Source organism: Lentzea sp. NPDC036955, from assembly GCF_055608005.1.
Window position 1 is genome coordinate 216,054 of the sequence record NZ_JBVJRC010000007.1, and the last position, 20,022, is coordinate 236,075.

Sequence of the window (20,022 nt, forward strand, 5' to 3'; positions counted from 1 at the left end):
TTAACCCCGTTAACTCCTGGCTCGCCACTCTTTCCCACTCGATCCGGTACGCGCTGTGACGCCACCCCCGGAGGACCGGCGTGACCGTGATCGCGCTGGGGCCGGGCGGTGACGCGAAGATCAGGAGCGGGGGGTAGCGTTCTTTTCGTGGTGGCCCCTGATCCCGTTGACGCCCGTTTGCTGGCCATGCTCGCCGACTCGGGCCGTGCCGCCGTGCACGAGATCGCCCAGCGCCTGGGCATGGACCCGCGCGAGGCCGCCATGCGCCTGATCACCCTGTCCGGCAGCGGTCTGCCGCTGCTCGTCGGTGTGGAGTGCGACCCGAACGGCATCCGGCGCGCGCTGGCGAACGCCGCCGCCTACGGCAACTACCAGGGCCCGCCCCCGTCCGGCGCCTACGCCGTGCACCAGAGCGGACCCCACCACGTGAGCGGCCCGCACCCGGTCGCGCCGCCGCAGCCCCAGCTCGGCCCGCAGTCCCAGCCCTTCCCCGTGCAGCAGCAGCCGCCGAACCCGTGGGGTCCGCCGCAGTCCGCGGGCTGGGTCCGCGCCGACCAGCCGCAGCCCCGGCCGATGTCGCGCACCGGCAAGGTCGGCACGACGCTGGAGGCGGACAGCCTGGAGGGCGCCCGTCTGTCCATCCAGCTCGTCGAGGTCGTCGACCCGGCCGACTTCCTGTTCACCGCCGCCGGCTACAAGCTGGCCGAGGGTGAGCGGGCCGTGGTCGTGCACACCGAGGTCACCAACGCCTCGCAGGTCCCGTTCACCTCGTTGCCGGACATGTACCTGGTCCTCGTGACCAGGACCGGCGAGACCGTCACGAAGGCGCCGGTGTCGCTGTCCTCGCGGCCCGCGCACAAGCTCGGCGTGCAGCCGGGTGAGACCGCAGGCGGTCACACGGTGTTCGTGCTGCCGGACACCACGGACGTCACCCAGGTGCGGTGGAGCGTGCGCCCCGAGGTCGACGTCAACACCCTCGTGTGGACCGTCGAGGACTGACCCCTCGCAGGCGCCTCGCGCGTTGTTGGCAGTAGAAAAGTGCCTGTTGATGTTGAGGTGGCGGTACTTGCAGACGCCGTTGGAGCCAGGGGCTGAGGCGGCTTGGACGGAGCGAGCGGGGATTGGTGACCTGCTCAGGACAGCACCGTCAACGCCGCCGCGTGCACGCCCGGTGCGGCAGCCAGGTATTCGCGGGTCGTCAGCTTCCACGGCGTGCCGTCGAGGTCGGTGACGACACCGCCCGCCTCTTGCACGAGCAGCACACCGGCGGCGTGCGCGCGCACGTTGTCGTACTGCCAGTGCAGGTCCATCCGCCCGGCGGCGACCTGGGCGAGCTGGTGGGTCACCGGCACGGAGATCCGCACGTACAGGGCCTCCTTCGCCATCGCGCTGCAGGAGGCGCCGACCCGGTCCGCCATCTCCGGTCCCTGCCCCGGCTGGGCCTGCCCGGTCCCGGCCAGCGCACCGTCCAGTGAGGTCTTCGCGGACACCCGCAGCCGCACCCCGTTGAGGAACGCGCCCTCGCCCTCGGCCGCGGTGAACATCTCGTCGAACAACGGGAAGTGCACGGCGGCCAGCACCGGTCGGCCGTCGCGGACGAGGCTCACGCCGATGTTCCAGTCGGTCATGCCGTGGACGGCGTTCATGTTGCCGCCCACCGGGTCGACGAGCCACCACTCGCCCGGCTCCAGCGGACCGGAGCCGTGCTCGTCGTCGAGCCAGCGCGCCCGCGGCCGGATCGCGGCGAGCTCGGGGCGCAGCAGGTCGACGACGGCCGCGTCGTTGGCGCGCACGCCGGCGACGACCGCGTCGAGGTCCGCGGCGCGCGACTCCGGCGAGTAGCGCTTGAGCATCCGGGCTCCTGCGCGGCGAACGGCCGCGACGAGTTCCGCGTTCACGGTTCCTCCATACGATGTCTGTTCATGCAAGCGGATCTGAACCTGCTGACCGTGCTCGACGCCCTGCTCGAGGAGGGCAGCGTGATGGGCGCGGCCGAACGGCTGCACCTGTCGTCGCCCGCGGTCAGCCGCACGCTGGGGCGGATCAGGAAGGCCACCGGAGACGACATCCTGGTGCGCACCGGTCATTCGATGACGCCGACGCCGTACGCGCTCGGGATCGCCGACGAGGTGCACCGGCTGGTGCGCCAGGCCAACGCCGTGCTGGCACCGAGCCGTGTGCTCGACCTGGCCGAGCTGGACCGCACGTTCACCGTGCGGTGCCACGACGCGCTGGCCTCGTCACTGGTGCCGGCGCTGGTCGCCCGGGTCGCGGAACGGGCACCCGGTGTGCGGTTGCGGGTGCTCGCCGAGCACTCCGGTGACACCGACGACCTGCGGCACGGCCGGGTCGACCTGGAGCTCGGCGGCGGCGCACCGGCGTTGCCGGAGTTCCGGTCGGAGACGCTCGGCCACGACCCGCTGGCCGTCGCGCTGCGCCCGGACCACCCGTGCGCGGGCGGGCTCGACCTCCCGGCGTACGCGGCACACCCGCACGTCGTGGTGTCCCGCCGCGGCCGGCTCACCGCACCGATCGACGACCTGTTGGCAGCGGAAGGCTTGCAGCGCAGGGTGATCGCGACGGTGGCGACCGTCCACTCCGCACTGCAGATCGCGGTCGCGAGCCACGCGCTGGTCACCACCACGGCGATCCTGTGCCGCCCGCTGATCGAGGCGTTCGGGCTCGTCACCCTGCCGTTGCCGGTCGAGTCGCCGCCGGCACCGGTGAACTGCAACTGGCACCAGCGCTACGACTCCGACCTCGCCCACGCGTGGTTGCGCGAGCAGGTGCGGGCGTCATTCGCCGAGGTGGTCCAGCGGTAGCGCGACGGCACCGGGGAACCGCGGCGACTCGGCCTCGTCGAGCATCGCCGCGGCCACGGTCTCGCGGCTGACCTGAGCGGTGAGGTCGAACGGCGGCGCGGCGTCCAGCCCGACCGTGCGCCGCTCGGGGCTGAGCGGCCCGTCGGAGAGCACACCGGCGTGGAAGACCGTGCCACCGGCGGCGAGGACGGTCTCGTCGGCGGCCACCTTGTCGGCGATCCGGTCGCCGAGGAACTCCTCCAGCACACGGCCACCATCACCGGCGGCCGCGCGCGACGGGCCGGTGCCGTACGCGCCGAGCCAGATGACCCGTTCCGGTCCGGCGGCGACGACGGCCTTCGCACCGTCGAGCAGGACACCGGGCCGGTCCGTGCCGAGGCCGGAGAGGACGACGGTGCCCCCGGCGACGGCGAGGCTCGCCGGGTCGGCCACGTCACCCGCGACCTTGCGCAGGTCCGGGTGGTCGAGCGCGATCTTGCCGGGATCGCGGGCGATCGCCGTGACCGCGTGGCCGCGGGCCAGGGCCTGCCGGGTGAGGGCGAGGCCGGTGCGGCCGGAGGCGGCGAGGACGGTGAGGTTCATGCCGAGAACGCTATGGGCGGCACCGATCAACATCAAATGAAACGTCGTCAACCGGTGATTTACCCAGACGCAATCGACCTGCGCTCAGCCTTCCTCGCGCAGCTGCTCCAGGGACGCGGCGAGGTCCGCCGGGTACTCGGAGGTGTAGGTGACCCACTCGCCCGTGCCGGGGTGGTGGAACCCGAGCTGGCGCGCGTGCAGCCACTGCCGCGCCACGCCGAGCCGCTTGGCCAGCGTGGGGTCCGCGCCGTAGGTCAGGTCGCCCACGCACGGGTGGTGCAGCGCCGAGAAGTGCACGCGGATCTGGTGCGTGCGGCCGGTCTCCAGGTGCACCTCGACGAACGACGCCGCGCGGAACGCCTCGATCACCTCGTAGTGGGTGATCGACGGCTTGCCGGAGTTCATCACGGCGAACTTGTAGTCGTGCTTGGGGTGCCGGTCGATCGGCGCGTCGATGGTGCCCTTGATCGGGTCCGGGTGGCCCTGGACGATCGCGTGGTAGACCTTGTCGACGGTCCGCTCCTTGAACGCGTGCTTGAGCGCCGAGTACGCCGACTCGGACTTCGCGACGACCATCACGCCGGTGGTGCCGACGTCGAGGCGGTGCACGACGCCCTGGCGCTCCGCGGCACCCGAGGTCGCGACCCGGTGACCGGCGGCGGCGAGACCGCCCACGACGGTCGGGCCGGTCCAGCCCGGCGAGGGGTGCACGGCCACGCCGACGGGCTTGTCCACGACGATGATGTCGTCGTCCTCGTGGATCACGACCAGGCCCTCGACCGGGATGGCCTGCACGGTCACCGGCTGCGGCGGGGCCGGCAGGGTGATCTCCAGCATCGCGCCGGCCGTGAGCCGGTCGGACTTGCCCACGACCCGGCCGTCGATCAGCACGTCGTCGGCGTCGGCGATGGCGGCCACCGCGGTGCGGGACAGGCCCAGCAGCTTCGCGAGGCCCGCGTCGACGCGCATGCCGTCCAGACCGTCGGGAATGGGCAGCGTTCGGTATCCGCTCACGCGTCGATCTTCTCCTTGTGAACCGTCCCGTCGTAGTCGTGCTGCAGCAGCGCCAAGACGATGATCGTCGCGCCACCGCAGACGATCGCCATGTCGGCGACGTTGAACACCGGCCACACCTGGCCGAACGGGTCGAACAACGACAGGAAGTCCACCACGTGGCCGCGCATCGGGCCGGGCGCGCGGAACAGCCGGTCGGCGAGGTTGCCGACGGCGCCGCCGAGCACCAGCCCGAGACCGACCGCCCAGGGCGTCGAGCGCAGGTCGCGCGCGATCCAGGTGATGAACCCGACGACCCCGAACGCGATCAGCGCGAGGATCCACGTCCACCCCTCGGCCAGCCCGAAGGCGGCACCGGGATTGCGGACGAACGTCAGGTGCAGCAGCCCGCCGAACAGCTGGATCGGCTCTGACCGCTCCAGGAACGCCACGGAGAGGACTTTCGTGAGGACGTCCAGCGCCAGCACACCGGCGGCCAGCACCGCGAGGTAGGTGGTCCGCGGCTCCGGCAGCGAGCCGGTGATCGAGAACTCGGGTTCGGCGTCCGGCTCGGAGACCGTCAGCGCCCGCTCGGGCTGCTCGGTCTCGCGCCGGTCCTCGGCCTCGGCGGTCACCACAGGCGCGACCTGCGGTTCCGCGACCGGTTCCGGCGCGCTGGGCTGCTCCTCGGCAGTCTCGTCAGCGGCCTTCGCCGGGGCCTTGGACTCGTCACTCACCAGGTCATTGTCCACTACCTGGACTACGCGAGGAACGGCGGCAGGGTTCGGCTGTCGTCCTCGGCCACCCAGCGGCCGTCGCGCTGCGCGTAGGTCCACTTCGGACCTTCGGTGACGAGAGTGCGCAGCGCGGCCACCAAACGGTCCACGTGCTCGGCCGTCGTCCCGAGACCGATCGACGCGCGCACGGCGCGGTCTTCGTGCGAACCGGCCTTCTTCACCAGACGTCCCACGACCACATGGGCGCAGAACGCGCCGTCACGCACGCCGACGCCGTACTCGGCCGACAGCGCCGCCGCGAGGAAGCCCGCGTCGAAGCCGGGGACCGTGAAGCTCACGACGCCCACGCGGTCGACGTCGGTGAGGATCGAGAGCTCGCGCAGGCCGGGGATGGCGCGCAGGCCGTCCCGCAGCCGCTGCAGCAGCTCCTGCTCGTGCGCGATCGTCTGCTCCCAGTGCCGCGACAGGATCTCGCAGGCCGCGGCCAGCGCGTGCACGCCGATGACGTTCGGGCTGCCCGCCTCGTGCCGCTCCGGCACCGCGGACCACGCGACGCCGAGCCGGTCGCCGTGGTCGGTCACCTTCGCCGTGGCGCCGCCGCCCACCAGGTAAGGCTGGGCCTGCTGCAACCAGTCGGACCGGCCGACGAGCACACCGGCGCCGAACGGCGCGTAGATCTTGTGGCCGGAGAACGCCAGGTAGTCCACGCCCAGCTCACGGGCGTCGATCGGGCGGTGCGGGGCGAGCTGCGCGGCGTCGAGCGCGATGCGGGCGCCGTGCCTGCGGGCGACCTTCGCGAGCTCGGCGACCGGCCACAGCTCCCCCGTGACGTTGGACGCCCCGGTGACGATCACGAGCCGAGGACCGACCGGGGCGGCGGCCAACGCCCGGTCCAGCGCGACGAGTGCCGCGCCGGACGAGGAAGGAGTGGAGATGCGCTGCACATTCGGCCCGCGCCAGGGCAGCAGCGCGGCGTGGTGCTCGCTGTCGAACAGCACGACTGCGGTGCCCTTGGGCACGCTGCGGGCCAGCAGGTTCAGCGCGTCAGTGGTGTTGCGGGTGAAGACGACGGCGTCAGTGGAGCGGGCGCCCACGAACCGCCGGACGCGGTCACGCGCCTGCTCGTAGACGCGGGTCGACACCTGGGAGGCGAAGCCGGCGCCGCGGTGCACGCTCGCGTACCAGGGCAGCAGCTCGTCGACGGCGTCGCGCACCTCCCGCAGGCAGGGGGCGGAGGCGGCGTGGTCGAGGTTGGCGTAGGTGACGCGCTCTCCGGTCACCAGCGGGACGCGCAGGTCGGAACCGACGACGGCGGGAACCTTGGTGGTGGTGTCCGGGGTGATCGCGAGCGTCATCGAGCTGCCTCCTGGGCCGGGGGGCCTTCTCGGAGGCCCGCGCTTGACCGGCGCCCTGCGCGCCGGACCAGGTCCTCACCAAGGGCACCCCACCGCGGTTGGAGGGTTGCCGGCCAGCAAGCTTGGGCTTGACGCTGGCTCTCATGACCTGCAGACGACGTTAGCGGGCGCGTCACGATCCGTCGACACCTGATCACATCGTGAGAAGCGTCGGGGACCGACTATTCGCCGGTCTCGCCCTTCCACCGCGCGTAACGACCGGCCCGGTCCACGGCGCGAACCCGCCGTTCGGTGGCGTCGCGCGCCTCTTCTGTGGTCACGATGAGCAACTGGTCGCCGGTCTGCAGCCGGGTCGTCGGAAGTGGCGTGAAGCTCTTGCCCGAGCGCACCACGAGGCTCACCGTGGCGCCGGTGGGCATGCGCAGCTCGGTCATGTAGACGCCGTGCAGCTTCGACCCGCGCTGGATGTGCACCTGCAGCAGCTCGGCGCCGAGCTCGTCCAGCGGCGAGGAGTCGACCTGGACCTCCTGCGGCTCGCTCGCGTTGACCAGCCCGAGCCGCCGCGCGAGGAACGGCAGCGTCGTGCCCTGCACCACCGTGAGGACGATGACCAGCAGGAACACCGCGTCGACCAGCTCGCGCGCACCCTCGACGCCCTGGATGAGCGGGATCAGCGCGAACACGATCGGCACCGCGCCGCGCAGCCCCGACCAGGAGAGGAACGCCTGTTCCCGCCACGGCACCTTGAACGGCAGCAACGACAGCACCACCGACAGCGGGCGCGCCACGAACGTGAGCACCACGCCCGCGATCAGCGCGGGCACCAGCACGTCGAGCAGCCGGGACGGCGAGGCGTAGAGGCCGAGCAGGACGAACAGGCCGATCTGGGCCAGCCAGCCGAGCCCCTCGGCGAACGACAGGGTGTCGGCGCGGTGCGGCAGCCGGGCGTTGCCCAGGACCAGCGCGGCGACGTAGGTGGCGAGGAAACCGGACGCGTGCGCCAGGTCGCCCGCGGTGTAGGCGATCACGCAGACGGCGACGGTGGCGAGCGGGTAGAGGCCGGTGGCGGGCAGGGCCGCGTGCCGCAGTCCCGTGCCGCCCAGCCAGCCGAGCGCGACGCCGATCAGCGCGCCCGCTCCCAGCTCGTAGAGCACCAGCAGCGGTGCCGTCCACGAGATCTGGTCGGACGAGGCGAGCAGCACGACCGCGATGTAGACGGGCGCGTCGTTGAGGCCGGACTCCAGTTCGAGCGCGCCGGTGAGCCGTGCCCCCACCCCCAGCGACCGCAGGACGCTGAACACGGCCGCCGCGTCCGTGGACGACAGCACCGCACCCCAGAGCAGCGCCATCCGCCAGTCGAGGCCCAGCAGGTGGTGCAGCGCGGTTCCGGTGATGGCGACGCTCACCGCAACGGCCACTGTGGACAGTGCGACGCCCAGCCAGAGCGAGGTCTTGACCGCGTGCCACCGGGTCGTCAGGCCGCCCTCGGTCAGGATCAGCACCAGCGCGGCGATCCCGAGGGACTGGGTGAGGCCGGCGTCGTCGAAGTCGATGCCGAGCACCGACTCGCCCAGGAGCACGCCGATGCCCAGGTACAGCAGGAGTGAGGGCAGCCCGAGGCGGATCGACACCCGGACCGCGATCACGGAGATCAGCAGGACCGCGGCACCGACGCCCAGGACAACCGTGACATCACCCACCCGGACCATTCTGGTTGATCACCACCGAGTTGAACTAATCCGACGCGAAACCGACCTTCGCCCCTAGCGCGGCTCATGCACGGCAGAGCATGTTGATCAGTGGCTCAATCCCTACCCTGCACGGAGTTGAACCATGAGGATCCTGATCGCGCTGGCGGCCGCCCTGACGGTGGCCGGAACCGCGCCGGCGCAAGCGGCCGCTCCGGCGGTCCTGGCAGCACCCGACATCAGCGTCGCGAACGTCCAGGCGCACCTGAACCAGCTCCAGTCGATCGCCACCGCCAACGGCGGCAACCGCGCCCACGGCAGGCCCGGTTACCTGGCCTCGGTGAACTGGGTGAAGGGCAAGCTGGACGCGGCCGGCTTCACCACCCGCGTCCAGTCGTTCACCAGCAACGGCGCCACCGGCTACAACCTGATCGCGGACTACCCCGGCGGCGACGCGAACAACGTCGTGATGCTCGGCGGTCACCTCGACAGCGTCAGCGCCGGTCCCGGCATCAACGACAACGGCACCGGTTCCGCCTCGATCCTGGAGGTCGCCCTCCAGGTGAAGGCCACCGGGTTCGCTCCCACCAAGCACCTGCGCTTCGCCTGGTGGGGCGCGGAGGAGCTCGGCCTGGTCGGTTCCACGTACTACGTGAACTCGCTGTCGACGACCGAGCGTTCGAAGATCAAGACCTACCTGAACTTCGACATGACCGGCTCGCCGAACCCCGGCTACTTCGTCTACAGCGCGTCCGGCCAGCCCTCCGGCTCCCTCGCGCTGCAGCAGCGGCTGCAGGCCGGGTTCTCCTCGATCGGCGTCCAGACCGAGCTGACCAGCGTCGGCGGCCGGTCCGACCACGCCGCGTTCGCCCGCGCCGGCATCCCGGTCGGTGGCACGTTCACCGGCGCCGAGGGCATCAAGACCTCGGCCCAGGCGCAGAAGTGGGGCGGCTCCTCCGGTGTCGCGTTCGACCGGTGCTACCACCGGTCCTGCGACACCTCGGCCAACGTCAACGCGACCGCGTTGGACCGCAACGCGGACGTGATCGCCTACACCCTGTGGGCGACGGCGGCCTGATCGCGTTCTGAACACCCGCACGGCCGCACCGGGTCCTGCCCCGGTGCGGCCGTGCGGCGTTGTGGCCCGGTTCCAGTGCACTCCTGCTGCATTTGCCCCTGTTCGTGGCGGCGCCCGACCGCGATCATGGGCCGGTGACCGGGGTGGGGGCGCAACGGGTTTTCATCAGCTACTCACGGCGGGAGTTCCACTTCGCCGAGGAGGCGGCGGCCGTGCTGGGGGCGCGGGTCGGCCTCGACCCGTGGCTCGACGTGCAGCGGCTGCGGCCGGGCACGGACTGGGCCGCGGCGCTGGACGAGGGCCTGGAGCAGGCCGACGCGCTGCTGTTGCTGGTGTCGCCGGCCGCGCTCGCCTCCGCGTACGTGCGCCACGAGTGGACGCGCGCGCTGGAGCGCGGCATTCCCGTGCACCTCGGTGTGGTCGAGGCCGCCGTGCTGCCGCAGGAGCTCGCCGGTCTGCCGGTGCACGACCTGCGCACCCGGTTCTGGGACCGGACCGCCGGGCTCGCGGTCGCCATCGCGTCCGGACGGGCGGAACCCGGTGGCAGCGCGCCACTTCCGAGCCGGTGGGGGTGGCCGCGGATGCCGGTGCCGGTGCTCGCGGTGTTCCTGCTGCTGGTGGTGACGACCGCCGTCCTCGGGTGGGCGTTCGCGCTGCTGGCGGTGACGGACGTGCGGATCACCGGGCTCACGTTCGACCCGTTCGGCGGCACCGGGTGGACCCGGCAGAGCGCGTTGCTCGCGTTGCGGCAGAAGTACTGGCTGACGATGCTGTTCCTGTTCACGGGCTTGACGGCGATGGTGTTCGCGGCGCTGACCGGGGTGGTCCTCGCGGGCGCCGGTCTGCCGCGGCGGCGCAGCCGGTTCAGCGCGTTGCTGTTCGCGTTCACCTCCGCCGCCGGATCGGCGCTGGCGCTGGGCTACGTGGCGCAGGTGGTCGTGGGGACCGCGCCGTTGCCGGGGCTGCCCGAGAACGTGTTCCTCGACCGGTCGCTGCGTTACGAGCTGTACGCCATCCCGCCGGAGGTGGCCGGTGCGCTGGAGACGATCACCGTGCTGCTGGTCGTGGTGGTGCTGTGCGGTCTGGCGGGCACGGCCCTGGTGCTCCGCTCCCGTGTCCTGCGGCTGTGGCTGCCGACCGGCTCGGGCACCCGCCGCACCCGCCTGCCGCCCATGACCCGCGCCGAGCACCGCGAGCTCCTGGCGGGCTGGCCCGCCTACCACGAGGCACTTCCTGCGGACCGGAAGGGCCGCAACCCCTGGCTGGTCCTCACCCAGTTCCTGGCGCAGCGCGGCGTCCCGTCCGAGTCGCGGGACGGGCCGTCCGTCGGGGTGCGGTGCCTCGCGCCCGCCGACGAGCCGGTCGCCGACGAGATCAGGGCGGCCTGCCTGCGCGCGGGCCTGACCAAGTCCTCCTCGCCCCGGTGGACCCTGGTGCTGGTCAGCGCGCAGGTCCCGTGGGAGGAGGCGGCCGAGGCGATCCGCTCGCTCGGGCCCGGCGCGATCGGCGTGCTGCTGGACCCGCTCGCGTTGCCCGCCGACGACGAGGACCTGCGCCGTCACCAGTGGCTCGACTTCCGCGAACGCCGCTCCGACACCCTGCTGTTCCTGCTGTCGTCGTTGCGCTCACCGGCCGCGGCCGCCGTCGAGGACGGCATGGCACCGACCCCGCTCGTCCCCAACCGGTTCCTCGCGCCGCCGGAGGTCCGCGCGTTCCTGCAGTACGGCCGCACCCTGCCCGCGTTCGCCGCGGCTTTCGCGGTGGTGTACCTGGCCTTCCACCCGTCGGCCTGGCAGTCGGCCGTGCTGTGCACCCTGGCGGCGCTGCTGGTCTGGCGCCACACCGCCCTGAACCGCGGGGTGGTGACGCGGCGGTGCACCGCGACCGCCTTCCGCCGCGGTTACTGGTCGGCCTGGCTGCTCTTCGCGCTGTGGACCGGCGTGGCGGTGTCACTGCTGTGGACCCCGGTCGACGGCGTCCAGCCCGGCCGCGGCAACCCCGCGGTCCTGTACCCGATCGCGCTGGTGCTGCTGGTCGTGCTGCTGGCCGACACCGTGCTCTTCGCCCTCTACCTGCCCCTGCGCACCCGCTGGCTCCCCCTCGCCGTCGCGGGCGGACCACCACCGCGCACCCGGACCGACGCCTGGACGGTGTTCCCGCCCCTGACGGCCGCGGCCGGTGCGATGGCGGCCATGTCGGTGCACCTCGTGGGGCTGCCCTAGCCGCGCCGGAGCAGGACCTCCACCGCCTCGTCGACCACCGGCTCGACCAGCTCCGGCGACGTCACCCACATCTGCGCCTGCCCGAGGTAGAGGCTGAACGCGATCAACGCCCGCTTCCTCGCCTGCTCCCGCGCGAACCCGAGCTGCTCGAACAGCACCGCGAGGTAGGCGATCCGCTTCTCGGTGACCCGCCGCAGCACCGGCGCGATCACCTCGTCGTCGGCGCCGGCCTGCAACGCCATCTCCACCGACCCCTTGTGGGTGCGGTCGAGCACCGTCGCGAACAACGTCCTGAGCCTGGCCTCCGGCGTCAGCTCCGCCTCGACCAGCTCGATGACCTTCTCGGTGTGCTCGCGCTCCCACCGCTCGACGGTGGCCCTGAGCAACTCCTTCCGGCTCTTGAAGTGGTGGTAGACGCTGCCCTTGGTGGCGCCCTCCCTGGCAGCGAGCGGCTCGATGGCGACGGCGCTGAGCCCGCCTTCCGCCAACGCTCTCAGCGCTTTCTCAGTCCAGTCGTCACGAGTCCTCCGCACCACGCTTCCATACGCTACCGTACGTTCCGAGAACATACGCCACCGTATGGAGGGAGATCACCATGATCAGGAACGTCCACTCGCGGGACCTCGGCGTGCCGGCCGGTCCGTTCGTCGAACGCATCCAGGAGCTCTGGCCACCCGCCTGGGGCAGGCAGGAGTTCGACCGCCCGCTCGGCGTCGGCGCCGACGGCGGCCACGGCCCGATCCGCTACCACTGCACGGAGCTCATCCCCGGTTCGTCGATCACCTTCGCGTTCTCCAGCGGCGAGGGCACCCACACGTTGTCGGCCGCGGGCACCGTCCTGACCCACGAACTGGTCGGCGAGTTCGCCCCGCTCACCCGCCTGCGCTGGATGCTGGTGGTCCGGTGGCTGCACGACGCGTGCTTGGAGGACCTCCTCGACGCCTGCGAACGCGCAGCCGGCCGCGAACCGGCCCGCCCAGCCCGGTGGTCACCCTGGGTGCGGCTGCTGCGACAGGGCCTCGGGATGCTGACGAAGCGTCGCGCAGTGCGGGTGTGAGGCCGGGCGGGTCACGGCGGTATGCGCGCCCGTACAACGCACCCGTGTCCGCGAACTTCTCGTAGATGCCCGCGGGCACCGGCTCCCCCGCACCACCCGCCGCACCGCCGCGGAGCCCCGGACGTCAGCCCCACCACGTCGCACGTCCCACACCACACCGACCGGGTCCCTCGGCGGCGAAGCCGACGACGTATCCGGCCCGCGCCGAGCGCACCACCGTGTAGCGGTGACCGGCCGGCGGCTGGAGGGTGCTGCGTTCACCGGCGGCGTCCCAGACCTGCCCGAGCACCGGCTCGTCCCGCGCGCCGTACCGGGTGGCGACGACCCGCCCGTCGTCGTCGAAGTCCTCGACCTGGTAGGTGGCGCCGTCATCGGTGCCCGCGATCGTTTTCCGCCGTGCACACGGGACGGGGCCGTTTCCGGTCGACATCCCCGGAAACGGCCCCGTCTCACGTCATCAGGCGCGTGCCACGGCCACCTTCACCTTGGCGCCGTCGCCGACCGTGCCCTCCGAGACACCGGCCCCGAACACCACGTCCGCGGTCAGCGTCTCCGACTTCACGAACTCCAGGTGCCGCTCCACGGCCGCGCGGACCTCCTCGGGCAGCTCCAGCGTCAGCGTGATCCGGTCGGACACGTCCAGCGCGGCGTCCTTGCGCGCCTGCTGCACCACCCGCACGAGGTCACGCGCGACACCCTCGGCCTCCAGCTCCGGGGTCACCGCCGTGTCGAGCACGACGACGCCGCCGCCACCGGGCAGTGCCGCCGTGGCGGCCGGATCCGTTGCCACCAGGCGCTGTTCGTACTCGCCCTCGAACAGCTCGATCCCGGCGGCCACGACCTGACCGTCCACGAGGGACCAGTCGCCGGCCTTGACGGCCTTGATCACCTTCTGCACGTTAGGGCCGAGCCGCGGACCGGCCGCGCGCGCGTTGACGACCAGCTGGAACTGGCCGTACGCGTCGACGTCGGGGGTCAGCGACACCTCCTTGACGTTCACCTCGTCGCGCACGATCTCCGCGAAGTCCTCCAGCGCCGCCGCCGAAGAAGAAGCGACCGTCAAGCGCGCCAACGGAAGCCGCACGCGCAGCTTGTTCGCCTTGCGCAGCGACAGCGCCGTGGAGCAGACCGCGCGCACCTCGTCCATCGCCGCCACGAGCGCGTCGTCCGCGGGCAGGTCGGTCACGGCCGGGAAGTCCGCCAGGTGCACGGAACGGCCACCGGTCAGCCCCCGCCACACGACCTCGGCCGTGTACGGCAGCAACGGCGCCGCGACGCGCGTGACGACCTCCAGCACCGTGTGCAGCGTGTCGACCGCGTCCTGGTCGCCGGACCAGAAACGGCCGCGCGAACGCCGCACGTACCAGTTCGTGAGCACCTCCAGGTACTCGCGGACCAGCTGGCAGGCACCGGAGATGTCGTAGACGTCCATCGCCGCGGTGACGTCGCGCACGAGGTCGTGCGTCTTCGCCAGCGCGTACCGGTCCAGCACGTGCTTCGAGTCGACCCGCCAGGTGCCCTCGACGCCCTCGGCGTTGGCGTACAACGCGAGGAAGTACCAGGAGTTCCACAGCGGCAGCACGGCCTGGCGCACCGCGTCGCGGATGCCGCGCTCGGTCACCACCAGGTCACCGCCGCGCAGGATCGGCGAGGCCATCAGGAACCACCGCATGGCGTCGGAGCCGTCGCGGTCGAAGACCTCGTTGACGTCCGGGTAGTTCTTCAGCGACTTGGACATCTTCTGGCCGTCGTCACCGAGCACGATGCCGTGCGCCACGCAGTCGCGGAACGCCGGCCGGTCGAACAGCGCCGTCGCGAGCACGTGCAGCGTGTAGAACCAGCCGCGCGTCTGCCCGTTGTACTCGACGATGAAGTCGCCGGGGTAGTGGTTCTCGAACCACTCGGCGTTCTCGAACGGGTAGTGCACCTGTGCGAACGACATCGAGCCCGACTCGAACCAGCAGTCGAGCACGTCCGGCACGCGGCGCATCGTCGACCGGCCGGACGGGTCGTCCGGGTTCGGGCGCACCAGCTCGTCGATGTGCGGGCGGTGCAGGTCGGCCGGGCGCACGCCGAAGTCGCGCTCCAGCTCGTCCAGCGACCCGTACACGTCGGTGCGCGGGAACTCGGGGTTGTCCGACACCCACACGGGCAGCGGCGAGCCCCAGTAGCGGTTGCGCGAGATGTTCCAGTCGCGCGCGTTCTCCAGCCACTTGCCGAACTGGCCGTCCTTGATGTGGCCGGGCACCCAGTTGATCTGCTGGTTGAGCTCGACCATCCGGTCCTTGAACTGCGTGACCGCGACGAACCACGCCGACAGCGCGCGCTGGATCAGCGGGTTGTTGCACCGCCAGCAGTGCGGGTACGGGTGGTCGTAGGTCTCGTGCCGCAGCAGCAGACCGGCGTCCTTGAGGTCGCGGATGATCTGCTTGTTCGCCTCGAACACGTGCACGCCCGCGTACGGCGGCACCTCGGCGGTGAACGTGCCGTCGGAGCCGACCGGCACGACGACCTCGATGCCCGCCGCGTCCGTCACGACCTTGTCGTCCTCACCGAACGCCGGTGCGATGTGGACGATGCCGGTGCCGTCGTCGGTGGTCACGTAGTCGGCGGTCAGCACCTGGTGGGCGTTCTCGCGGCCGACGAAGAAGTCGAACGGCGGCAGGTACTTCTTGCCGACCAGGTCCGCACCCTTGTACCTGGCGACGACCTCGGGCTCCTCGCCCAGCTCCCGCGCGTAGGCGGCGACGCGGGCCTCGGCCAGCAGGTACCTGTCCCCGTCCGAGCCGACCACGGTCACGTAGTCGACGTCCGGGTGCACGGCGGCGGCGAGGTTGCTCGGCAGCGTCCACGGCGTGGTCGTCCAGACCAGGGCCTTCTCGCCGGACTCCAGGCGCAGCGCCACCGTGACGGCCGGGTCCTGCCGGTCGCGGTAGGCGTCGTCCATCTTGGTCTCGGTGTTGGACAGCGGCGTCTCGCAGCGCCAGCAGTACCACAGCACGCGGAAGCCCTCGTAGATCAAGCCCTTGTCCCACAAGGCCTTGAACGCCCACATGACGCTTTCCATGTAGTCGAGGTCGAGCGTCTTGTAGTCGTTGTCGAAGTCGACCCAGCGCGCCTGCCGCGTCACGTAGTCGCGCCACTGGTCGGCGTACTGCAGCACCGACGTGCGGCAGGCCTCGTTGAACTTCTCGATGCCCAGGGCGTCGATCTCGTTCTTGTGCGTGATGCCGAGCTGCTTCTCCGCCTCGTACTCGGCGGGCATGCCGTGCGTGTCCCAGCCGAACCGGCGCTCGACGTGCTTGCCGCGCATGGTCATGTAGCGCGGCACGACGTCCTTGACGTAACCGGTCAGCAGGTGGCCGTAGTGCGGCAGGCCGTTGGCGAAGGGCGGGCCGTCGTAGAAGACGAACTCGTTCGCGCCGTCGTCGCCCACCGGGTTGCGGTCGATGCTCGCCTGGAAGGTCTCGTCGTCCTTCCAGTACCCGAGCACGTCCTGCTCGAGGTTCGGAAAGGACGGCTGCGCCGGGACCTCGTTCGCTCCGGCCCTGGGGTAGGCCATCTCCACTGCTCCTCGCGGTCAGATGTGACACGCGAGGACGACACGCCGATGTGGCTCGGCGAGCCGCGGTACCACCCCGCTTGCCCACCACGCGGGTGAGCCGCTCGTTCTTCGGCTGTGACGGGCCGGTCCCGTCCGGTTCTACTGAGGTTCGCCGAACCCGTTCTTCCGGAGGCTCCCCGGTGATGGCCGGATCGGTGCCTGTGGTTACAGCGTAACGGGTGGGCGCAAACCGTATGCTCGCGCGATGACGTTGACCACCGCGCTGTCCATCGTGCTGGCCGTCCTGTTCGTCGCGACCGGCGCCGGCAAGCTCGTGGGTGCGCGGAAGTCGATCGAGGTCCGCGACCACTTCCGGATGAGCGGCGGCCTGTGGCGGACCATCGGCGCGCTGGAGTGGGCGGGCGCGGCCGGTCTCGTCGTCGGCTCGTTCACCTGGGCGTGGGTCGCGCACGCGGCGACGGTCGGTCTGGGCCTGCTGATGGTCGGCGCGACGGTCACCCGGCTGCGGTACGACTCGAAGCCGACCGGCGTGGTGCTGGACCTGGTGCTGCTCGGCCTGCTGATCACCCTGCTGTTCCTGGACCGCTGAGCGGCGACTCCGCCCCTACGGGCGCGGCCCGAGCTCCACGATCCTCGCGCCGCCGAGGTCGGGCAGCCGGCGGACGGCCCGGCGGCCCCGGACGAGCATGACCGCGGGGACCAGCAGCAGGACCAGTGCGACCGCGACCACCGGCAGCCAGAGCGGGAAGCCCGGCGGCGGCACGGTCTCCCGCACGAACGCCAGCAGGTCCGCCCGCACCGGCCCGTCGGCCAGCCGGGCGCCCTGGGCAGAGCCGGGCACGGTCTTGACGGTGCTGAACAGGGCCGCGTTCCCGAGCCGCGCCACGACGCCGGTGGCGGTCACCTCGCGCCCGCCACCGAGGCCCACACCGTCGTCCTCCGCCGCGGCGAGGAAGACGGGCCCGTCGAACGCCTCCAGGCCCGCGGCGGCGTCGAGCACGTTGCCGCCCATCGCCACGCGTTCGAGCGGGGAGAGCAGGAACATGCCGTGCAGCCGGGGCACGTCGGCCGCGACCGCGGCGAGGGCGGTCGCACCGGTGGTCCCGGCGCCCGCCATGAGCGAGGTCACCCCGCGCCGTTCCAGCTCCTGGGCGGCGGCGACCACGTCGTGGTCGAACCGGAAGGACTTGCCGAGGTCGAGCACCTCGGTGCGCGCCTGGAGCAGGAGCACCTGGTAGCCGTCATCCTCAAAGTGGCGCGCGAGCGGCAGCCAGTCGCAGAACCCGTCGGTCACCCCTGGCACGAGCAGCACGCCCTTCGGCCCGCCGCCGAGCACCAGCCCGGTCAGCTCCAGGTCGTCGGCGGCCCGGAACGCGACAGCGCCACCGCGCAGGTCGGCCGGCACGCACCCGTCCAGCTCAGGACCCGCGACCGCGGTGGACGTGCCGCCGAGCAGCACGAGGACGGCTACGGCTGCGGCGTGGACCAGTGTTCTGAAAGGCACACCGCATTCTGGACCCCCGCACGGCCTCGGCAGGCGGGAATCACGCGGACCGGCTCCGGCGCACCAGCGCGCCGTCGGGCGCACACACCCCGCAGGGCGTGAAACCGAGCTGACGTGCCTCCTGCACCGGGAGGCCCAGCGTGGGCCTCCCGGCGAGCCAGGAACACGAGCTCAGGTGGTACCGGGGCCGCTCGTCCAGCACCCGCACCTCGTCCACCAGGTCGGCCACGACGAGCAGGTCCGCCGCGTCGGTGTCCTCTTCCGGTGGTTCCTCGTCAGCAGGCGGCGTGTCGGCAGGCGCCGGCGAGACCACCTGATGATCATCAGGTACAGCATGTTGATCTACACTCTGGGCTGCGGCCGCGGGGTCCCCCGGACGTCGTCGCCACCAGTCCCATGCGAGGACCAGGGCGGCGAGCGCACTCGCTCCCACGGAGGCCCACGCCCAGATCGTGTCGGACGTGGTCAACGCGGGCACGAGCAGCCCGAGGGCGGCCAGCACCAGAAGCAGAACTACGAAGAGCACCTAGCGAACAGTAGTTCAGCCCGCTTCGGCGCGTGCGCCGAAGGAGTAGCCCTGGGAGCGCCCCTCGGACGGAGCGGCGGGGCCGCGGTCCTGGAGGTCGCGCAAGGACGACTCGAGCATCGTCTTCAGCCGCGTGCGGTACTCGCGCTCGAACGTCTGCAGCTTGTCGATCTGCTTCTCGAGCGTGTTCTTCTCCTGGGTGATGTTGCCCATCACCTCTGCGTGCTTGCGCTGCGCGTCGCGGTCGAGCGCGGTGGCCTTCTCACGGGCCTGCCGCTCGAGCGTCTCGCTGCGCGTGCGCGCGTCGTTCAGCATGGTCTCGGCACGCGTGCGCGCCTCGTTGACCATCGTGTCGGCCTTCACGCGGGCGTCGGACAGCAACTGCTCCGACTTCGTGCGCGCCTCGGACAGCATGCCGTCCGCCTCGGCCTTGGCCTCGCCGGTCAGCCGGTCCGCCATCTCCTGGGCGAGACCCAGGACCTTCGCGGCCTGCACGTGGTGGTCTCCGCCACCACCGGGCGACGTCTGCTCCATCACCGAGGGCGGCGGGACCGGCGCCAAGCGGCGCGGCGGCTCCTCGACCGGCATACGGCTCGTCACGGGGCCGGCAGAAGCCTTCGCACGCGCGTCGTCGAGGTCGGCACGCGCGGTCTCGAGCTGCTGGTCGAGCTGCTCCACCTGCTGACGGAGGTCGTTGTTCTCCTCGATCAAGCGGGCCAGCTCGCCCTCAACCAGGTCGAGGAACGCGTCCACCTCGTCCTCGTTGTAGCCCCGCTTGCCAATCGGCGGCTTGCTGAATGCAACGTTGTGCACATCAGCGGGGGTCAACGGCATCGGATCACCTCTCGCACTCCTGGGCTGCGGTCATCCCACGGTTCCCCGTCACCTGGGATCTGCAACTTGCATCAAAATGATAACGAGCAGCCACAGCACAATAATCGATAGGTCCAGTCCGACGCCTCCGATCCGCACTGTCGGGATCACCCGACGCAGCGTTCGGACCGGAGGATCGGTCACGGTGTAAACGGTCTCCAGCGTCACGGCGACGCCGCCCGCAGGACGCCACTCCCTCGCGAACGTCCGCACCAGCTCGACCACGACGCGCGCGGTCAGGAACAGGGAGAACGCGAAGAGGAGGTAGTAGATGACGAGACGGATCGGGTCCACGGGGTCAACTCTAACCGCGGTTCCCGAACCCGCCCTCCGCCAGCTTCCTCCGGTCCTCCGCCGTCACGTCGACGTTGGGCGGTGAGAGAAGGAACACCCTGCTGGTGATCTTGTCCATGGACCCGCGCAGAGCGAACGCGAGCCCGGCCGAGAAGTCGACGAGGCGCTTGGCGTCCGCGTCGTCCATGTCGGTCAGGTTCAGGATCACCGGCGTGCCGTCGCGGTAGTGCTCCCCGATCGTGCGCGCCTCGCTGTAGCTGCGCGGGTGCAGCGTCGTGATGCGCGCCAGCGGGTTGCCCGCGGCCGGCTCGGCGACCGGGCGCAGCCTGCTCACGGGCTCGCGCTGCGGGTCGACCGCCAGCGCACCGTGCACCGGTGCGTCAGCGCTCCAGCGCCGCGTGCCCGGGGGGCTGCTCACCCCGCGCCGCGACTCCGGCTCGTAGTCGTCCGACTCGTCGAGGTCGGCCCGGTACCCGGAGCCCTGGAGCTCCGACCGGCCCGCCGTGAACGCGCGGCCGCGCCGCGGGTAGTCGTAGTCGTCGGCCTCGGCCGCGTACTCGGACCGGTAGTCGCCGTAGCGACCGCGGTCGTCCTCGTAGCCGGGGTCGTCTGCGTACTCGGCGGGGACCATCCCGAAGTAGGCCTTCAGCTTGTGCAAAGCGCTCATTCCAGCCCCTCCTCGGCGGTGCCCCACTTTAGGGACGGCGCGGACGGTCCCGAGGTTCC

Annotated in this window: 20 protein-coding genes and 1 riboswitch; of the genes, 6 read left to right on the forward strand and 14 right to left on the reverse strand. The window is 71.5% G+C overall.

The genetic code is table 11. The annotated features are described in order from the left end of the window. Positions 1-147 precede the first annotated feature (147 nt). Complete coding sequence (locus ACZ7CF_RS24750; RefSeq protein WP_470370687.1) at positions 148-999, forward strand: AsnC family protein; 852 nt, start codon at positions 148-150, stop codon at positions 997-999. Between the two features lie 134 nt (positions 1,000-1,133). Here ACZ7CF_RS24750 and ACZ7CF_RS24755 read toward each other — a convergent pair whose 3' ends face one another. Beyond that, entirely contained in the window at positions 1,134-1,898 is a 765-nt protein-coding gene (locus tag ACZ7CF_RS24755; RefSeq protein WP_360390458.1) for an inositol monophosphatase family protein, read from the reverse strand. A gap of 24 nt (positions 1,899-1,922) precedes the next feature. On the opposite strand from ACZ7CF_RS24755, the gene ACZ7CF_RS24760 reads away from it, so the two are divergent. Next, the gene (locus ACZ7CF_RS24760; RefSeq protein WP_470370688.1) at positions 1,923-2,822 is read left to right on the forward strand and encodes a LysR family transcriptional regulator; all 900 of its coding nucleotides are present in this window, start codon (positions 1,923-1,925) and stop codon (positions 2,820-2,822) included. Here ACZ7CF_RS24760 and ACZ7CF_RS24765 read toward each other — a convergent pair. From ACZ7CF_RS24765 to ACZ7CF_RS24785, 5 genes are all read right to left on the reverse strand, one after another. Beyond that, positions 2,796-3,404, reverse strand: a complete 609-nt coding sequence (locus tag ACZ7CF_RS24765; RefSeq protein WP_470370689.1) for an NAD(P)-dependent oxidoreductase — start codon at positions 3,402-3,404, stop codon at positions 2,796-2,798. The genes ACZ7CF_RS24760 and ACZ7CF_RS24765 overlap by 27 nt on opposite strands. An 84-nt stretch (positions 3,405-3,488) precedes the next feature. Then, on the reverse strand, positions 3,489-4,373 hold the full coding sequence (locus ACZ7CF_RS24770) for an RluA family pseudouridine synthase (RefSeq protein ID WP_360391465.1): 885 nt from the start codon (positions 4,371-4,373) through the stop codon (positions 3,489-3,491). Positions 4,374-4,414: 41 nt separating this feature from the next. Next, positions 4,415-5,134: a signal peptidase II gene (lspA, locus tag ACZ7CF_RS24775; RefSeq protein WP_360390466.1), complete on the reverse strand. Its 720-nt coding sequence runs from the start codon at positions 5,132-5,134 to the stop codon at positions 4,415-4,417. Positions 5,135-5,157: 23 nt separating this feature from the next. Continuing rightward, the gene (locus ACZ7CF_RS24780) at positions 5,158-6,489 is read right to left on the reverse strand and encodes an aminotransferase class V-fold PLP-dependent enzyme (RefSeq protein WP_458430739.1); all 1,332 of its coding nucleotides are present in this window, start codon (positions 6,487-6,489) and stop codon (positions 5,158-5,160) included. Between the two features lie 34 nt (positions 6,490-6,523). Further along, positions 6,524-6,638, reverse strand: a riboswitch (SAM riboswitch). Positions 6,639-6,710: 72 nt separating this feature from the next. Then, a complete protein-coding gene (locus tag ACZ7CF_RS24785; protein ID WP_470370690.1) occupies positions 6,711-8,189 on the reverse strand; it encodes a potassium/proton antiporter in 1,479 nt (492 codons plus the stop codon). A 133-nt stretch (positions 8,190-8,322) separates the two neighbouring features. On the opposite strand from ACZ7CF_RS24785, the gene ACZ7CF_RS24790 reads away from it, so the two are divergent. Next, positions 8,323-9,255, forward strand: a complete 933-nt coding sequence (locus ACZ7CF_RS24790; protein WP_458430738.1) for a M28 family metallopeptidase — start codon at positions 8,323-8,325, stop codon at positions 9,253-9,255. A 134-nt stretch (positions 9,256-9,389) separates the two neighbouring features. Beyond that, positions 9,390-11,477, forward strand: a complete 2,088-nt coding sequence (locus ACZ7CF_RS24795) for a TIR domain-containing protein (protein WP_470370691.1) — start codon at positions 9,390-9,392, stop codon at positions 11,475-11,477. Here the strand turns inward: ACZ7CF_RS24795 and ACZ7CF_RS24800 are convergent. After that, positions 11,474-12,013 carry a TetR/AcrR family transcriptional regulator gene (locus ACZ7CF_RS24800; protein WP_470370692.1) on the reverse strand — a complete coding sequence of 180 codons (540 nt, stop codon included), beginning with the start codon at positions 12,011-12,013 and terminating at the stop codon, positions 11,474-11,476. The two genes, ACZ7CF_RS24795 and ACZ7CF_RS24800, sit on opposite strands and share 4 nt — an antisense overlap. A 59-nt stretch (positions 12,014-12,072) precedes the next feature. Here ACZ7CF_RS24800 and ACZ7CF_RS24805 point away from each other — a divergent pair, with 59 nt between their 5' ends. Beyond that, positions 12,073-12,534, forward strand: coding sequence for an SRPBCC family protein (locus ACZ7CF_RS24805; RefSeq protein ID WP_470370693.1), 462 nt, complete (start codon positions 12,073-12,075; stop codon positions 12,532-12,534). A 124-nt stretch (positions 12,535-12,658) separates the two neighbouring features. Here ACZ7CF_RS24805 and ACZ7CF_RS24810 read toward each other — a convergent pair whose 3' ends face one another. Both ACZ7CF_RS24810 and ileS read right to left on the reverse strand, forming a co-directional pair. Continuing rightward, the gene (locus ACZ7CF_RS24810; RefSeq protein WP_470370694.1) at positions 12,659-12,964 is read right to left on the reverse strand and encodes a hypothetical protein; all 306 of its coding nucleotides are present in this window, start codon (positions 12,962-12,964) and stop codon (positions 12,659-12,661) included. A gap of 27 nt (positions 12,965-12,991) precedes the next feature. Continuing rightward, positions 12,992-16,096, reverse strand: a complete 3,105-nt coding sequence (ileS, locus tag ACZ7CF_RS24815) for an isoleucine--tRNA ligase (protein WP_470370695.1) — start codon at positions 16,094-16,096, stop codon at positions 12,992-12,994. A gap of 247 nt (positions 16,097-16,343) precedes the next feature. Here ileS and ACZ7CF_RS24820 point away from each other — a divergent pair, with 247 nt between their 5' ends. After that, complete coding sequence (locus ACZ7CF_RS24820) at positions 16,344-16,688, forward strand: DoxX family protein (protein ID WP_360390490.1); 345 nt, start codon at positions 16,344-16,346, stop codon at positions 16,686-16,688. Positions 16,689-16,703: 15 nt separating this feature from the next. Here ACZ7CF_RS24820 and ACZ7CF_RS24825 read toward each other — a convergent pair whose 3' ends face one another. The 5 genes from ACZ7CF_RS24825 to ACZ7CF_RS24845 are packed head-to-tail and all read right to left on the reverse strand — an operon-like array spanning position 16,704 to position 19,963. Beyond that, a complete protein-coding gene (locus ACZ7CF_RS24825; protein ID WP_360390493.1) occupies positions 16,704-17,603 on the reverse strand; it encodes a hypothetical protein in 900 nt (299 codons plus the stop codon). 40 nt (positions 17,604-17,643) lie between these two features. Further along, entirely contained in the window at positions 17,644-18,129 is a 486-nt protein-coding gene (locus ACZ7CF_RS24830) for a hypothetical protein (RefSeq protein ID WP_360390496.1), read from the reverse strand. Positions 18,130-18,144: 15 nt separating this feature from the next. Next, entirely contained in the window at positions 18,145-18,963 is an 819-nt protein-coding gene (gene wag31 / locus ACZ7CF_RS24835; protein ID WP_360390498.1) for a DivIVA-like cell division protein Wag31, read from the reverse strand. 48 nt (positions 18,964-19,011) lie between these two features. Beyond that, positions 19,012-19,287 carry a YggT family protein gene (locus tag ACZ7CF_RS24840; RefSeq protein WP_458434334.1) on the reverse strand — a complete coding sequence of 92 codons (276 nt, stop codon included), beginning with the start codon at positions 19,285-19,287 and terminating at the stop codon, positions 19,012-19,014. A 19-nt stretch (positions 19,288-19,306) separates the two neighbouring features. Further along, positions 19,307-19,963, reverse strand: coding sequence for a cell division protein SepF (locus tag ACZ7CF_RS24845; protein WP_470370696.1), 657 nt, complete (start codon positions 19,961-19,963; stop codon positions 19,307-19,309). Positions 19,964-20,022: the final 59 nt, after the last annotated feature.